The following is a 250-nucleotide window of genomic DNA, read 5'->3' as shown; positions in this document are numbered from 1 at the left end:
ACTGAGTTTTTTGTATCTTTAAAAAATGATATTGAAGATGCGATAGAAAAGTTTGCCGCTTTGAGTGAGGTTATGGACGAGGTAACGGGTGAGCCACAACCTACGTCTAATATTAAACAAGCATTAGAAGTGAGCTTAGCTGCGGTAAACCATGTTGCATCAGATAAACTTGAAGCAGCACAAATTGCATTAGATAAGGCAAATGCTGAGCCTGAAGAGAAAGCGGTTGAAGATGCGAGTGAAGCAGACG

Annotated in this window: 1 protein-coding gene; it reads left to right on the top strand. The window is 40.8% G+C overall.

Annotation, left to right across the window (positions count from 1 at the left end; translation table 11 throughout):
• The coding region (locus tag SB749_RS20275; protein WP_410711894.1) for a hypothetical protein at positions 1 to 250 on the top strand (250 nt) is incomplete at both ends.

It is taken from the genome of Brevibacterium sp. SIMBA_078, assembly GCF_046534565.1.
Lineage (GTDB): Bacteria > Actinomycetota > Actinomycetes > Actinomycetales > Brevibacteriaceae > Brevibacterium.
The sequence above is the reverse complement of the archived record's forward strand: the minus strand, read 5'-3'. Positions and strand labels throughout refer to the sequence as shown.